The 3,366-nt window shown below is 37.0% G+C and carries 4 protein-coding genes; all 4 read right to left on the reverse strand.

All coding sequences use genetic code 11. From position 1 onward, the window contains the following. The coding region (locus ACESM9_RS15165; protein WP_373000630.1) for a lactate utilization protein at positions 1 to 503 on the reverse strand (503 nt) is incomplete at its 3' end. A gap of 76 nt (positions 504 to 579) precedes the next feature. After that, positions 580 to 1,218, reverse strand: a complete 639-nt coding sequence (locus ACESM9_RS15170; RefSeq protein WP_373000633.1) for an NAD(P)H-dependent oxidoreductase — start codon at positions 1,216 to 1,218, stop codon at positions 580 to 582. Beyond that, on the reverse strand, positions 1,215 to 1,718 hold the full coding sequence (locus ACESM9_RS15175; protein WP_373000636.1) for a flavodoxin family protein: 504 nt from the start codon (positions 1,716 to 1,718) through the stop codon (positions 1,215 to 1,217). Before ACESM9_RS15175 ends, ACESM9_RS15170 begins: the two co-directional genes overlap by 4 nt. Before the next feature lie 195 nt (positions 1,719 to 1,913). Further along, on the reverse strand, positions 1,914 to 3,305 hold the full coding sequence (gene asnS, locus ACESM9_RS15180; protein ID WP_373000639.1) for an asparagine--tRNA ligase: 1,392 nt from the start codon (positions 3,303 to 3,305) through the stop codon (positions 1,914 to 1,916). Positions 3,306 to 3,366: the final 61 nt, after the last annotated feature.

The raw sequence follows: 3,366 nt of genomic DNA on the forward strand, positions 1-3,366 counted from the left end.
TTTTTCAATTCCAAGCATGGTGGATTATATCCGGCTCTTTTAGCATTCAACGGAGCTGATATGCTTCTAGCTCTATGTACTGCATCATCAAGTGTATCGCATATCTTGTTTCTTCCTACTACAACTATTACATTATCGGGTCCATATATCATTGCTGCTACTCTATTTCCACTGTGATCTATGTTTACTAAATGACCTTCTGCTGAAATTGCATTTGTACCTGTAATATACCAATCAGACAATAAAGACTTTTTCTTAATCTCTTTACTTTCTTCCTGGCTTTGGGCCTGTGTTTTGTCAAATACAATGTTTCCCCTTTCTCTCAACAGCTCTGAAATATTCATCTTCTTCAAAGTTTGAGAGTTTCCAATGCCAACTGAACAAGTTGCAGGTATCAATTCCATTATTTTATCTTTAGCCTCTTCCAAGGTTTCAAAAAATGCCGCTTCTATATTCCTGGATTGAAAATTCCTTATTATCTTCAATTCCATATCTTTATCCATTTTTTCACCTTCCCTTGACTTAAGAAGTTAACAAACATTCGTCTATGGTATAAAAAATTGCAATCATTCCATATTCTTATTTTCTGGCAGACAAATCTTTTGTCTTCAGTCCGTTTGCTTTTGTGGATTTTCTCCATCCCATTTCTGAAGCAAGTTTATATAAGCATCTTGGAATACTTGGAGAGATGAATATATTCTCATCTGAGGCACCATTCAATATATTATTTGCTAATTGCCTGAATGGCATCTCCAGACTCTTCTTTGGTCCCTGCCCAATTGGAACATTTTTTATCGCCGTCATCATTCCTCCTCCGCCAATCCCAAGTCCTTGTCCCCACTTAAGCCCTGCTTTTGAACACCAATTCTCCATCATTTCCATTGCCAGCTTATTCTGATGACCTTCATAAAATCCGCAATTCACTATTGAATAAACTTTAATATCTTTTTCATTTAAAGATGCAAAAAATGTTTCTAATTGAGTAAGACAATTTAGCAGATGAGATGGGATTCCATCTACATATAATGGAAAACCAAATACAAGAGCATCATAATCTTTCAATTGCTCCATCTCTTCTTCATTTAATAAAGGCTTGTTAAAATTATAATCTGAAATTGTAATACCATCTTGCTGCAAAAAAGGTTTCAGTTCCTGTAATAATGAAGCTGAGGCGCTATCTTTCGTTTTGGGACTTCCGTATATAAAAGCTATTTTCATAGTATCTGTCCCTCCATTTCCTTAATGCTTTTGAAGAATGACACTCTCCCAGCATTGCAATCCAGATTGAAAGAATTGGATTTCACCAGTTTTTGTGCAGTCAATTTCTCTTTTTCTGTTATATTTTCACCATAAAAATACACATGAAGCTCTATTACATTTTTGTATCGTCGCTTATGATGCATCTCTCCGTTCTTAATTACAAAATCAGGGTGCATATAAGAAATACTTCTATCCAATATATTTTTTACAAATGGGCTAAATCCACCATAGCAACACCTGCTTATAATAATTACCTCTTCACATTTTGACAAGTACTCACCCATATCTCCATACTTATCGCGTATTACACAGGCTCCAGGTGTTTTTATCCAGCATCCGAAGCACCCCATGCAATGATGTATGTTCTCATCATATGAAATAACCTTGGCATCGTCCGGCAGCTCAGGAATTAATTTTTCAAAATCCTTACTTTCTAAGTCGCATATAAATAATCTCATTTCTCACTCCCCCTTCAAAGATAATATATGGATATACTCTTTACATAATTAGATTAATAAACTCAAACATGACATTTGCTTAAAAAATACATCATATCCACATTATACCACAGTTGTTTGCTTTGCAAAATTTTTTATGAAGCAAAAAGAACCGTTCCCAATGCTTCTTAGGGAGCGGTTCTGTGAGATACAATATTAAAATTCTGCTGTTCCTACTGTTCTTGGGAAAGGTATGACATCTCTGATGTTGCCTATGCCCGTTAAGTACATTATCATTCTTTCAAAGCCTAATCCGTATCCGGCATGCTTGGTGCCGCCGTACTTTCTAAGCTCCATATACCACCAGTAGTCTTCTTTTTTAAGTCCGAATTCTTCAATCTTCTTTTCTAGGACATCATATCTTTCTTCTCTCTGGCTGCCTCCGATAATTTCTCCTACACCCGGCACCAGAAGATCCATGGCTGCTACAGTCTTGTTGTCATCGTTGAGCCTCATGTAGAAGGCTTTTATTTCCTTTGGATAGTTGATGACAAACACAGGTTTTTTAAATATCTGTTCTGTCAGATATCTTTCATGCTCTGTCTGGAGATCTATACCCCACTCAACAGGATAATCAAACTCTTTACCGGATTTTTTCAACAATTCTACTGCCTCTGTATAAGTAACCCTGGCAAACTCAGAGTTAACTATGTTTTCTAATCTATCCAGCAAAGTGTTGTCTATAAACTGGTTAAAGAATGCCATTTCCTCAGGAGCGTTCTCTAATACATAGCTTATAATATACTTCATCATATCTTCTGCCAACTGCATGTTGTCTTCCAAGTCTGCAAAGGCTATTTCAGGCTCAATCATCCAGAATTCTGCCGCATGTCTTGCAGTGTTGGAATTCTCAGCTCTGAAAGTTGGCCCGAAGGTATATACATTTCTAAAGGCTAAAGCGTATACTTCTGCTTCCAACTGACCGCTTACTGTGAGATTTGTTTCCTTGCCGAAGAAGTCTTCCTTGTAGTCAATTTTTCCATCCTCTGTTCTTGGTGGGTCGTCAATATCCAATGTGGTTACTCTGAACATTTCTCCTGCACCTTCAGCATCGCTGCCGGTAATAATAGGGGTATGGACATACACAAATCCTCTTTCGTTAAAGAATTTGTGTATCGCGAAGGCTGCCAAAGACCTTACCCTGAATACGGCAGAGAAAGTGTTGCTCCTTGGTCTCAAGTGAGCAATGGTTCTTAAGTATTCCATGGTATGTCTCTTCTTTTGTAAAGGATATTCCGGTGAAGACAAACCTTCTATTACTATTTTCTCTGCTTTTATCTCAAAAAGCTGCTTGGCTTCCGGAGTAAGCACCAGTTGACCTTCCACATAGAGAGATGAACTTATATTTAGTTTAGAAATTTCCTTAAAGTTCTCCAATTCTTCACCAAATACGATTTGAACACTCTTGAAAAAGCTACCGTCATTGAGTTCTATGAAGCCAAAATTCTTTGATACCCTTATGTTCCTTATCCAGCCTGCCACTGTTACAGTCTTTCCTGCATAGCTTTCAGTATCTCTGTATAAGCTTTTTACATATACTGTTTTCATTTTTTATGCCTCCTTTATAACTTTTATGTTAACTTATCACTTTCGTCTGTGAAACCTGATT

The organism is Lutispora sp., assembly GCF_041687175.1.
Classification (GTDB): Bacteria; Bacillota; Clostridia; order Lutisporales; family Lutisporaceae; genus Lutispora.

Bases quoted from the DNA above. Each gene is read 5' to 3' on its own strand.
- ACESM9_RS15170 (WP_373000633.1), bottom strand. From the start codon at position 1,218: ATGAAAATAGCTTTTATATACGGAAGTCCCAAAACGAAAGATAGCGCC.
- asnS (WP_373000639.1), bottom strand. From the start codon at position 3,305: ATGAAAACAGTATATGTAAAAAGCTTATACAGAGATACTGAAAGCTAT.
- ACESM9_RS15175 (WP_373000636.1), bottom strand. From the start codon at position 1,718: ATGAGATTATTTATATGCGACTTAGAAAGTAAGGATTTTGAAAAATTA.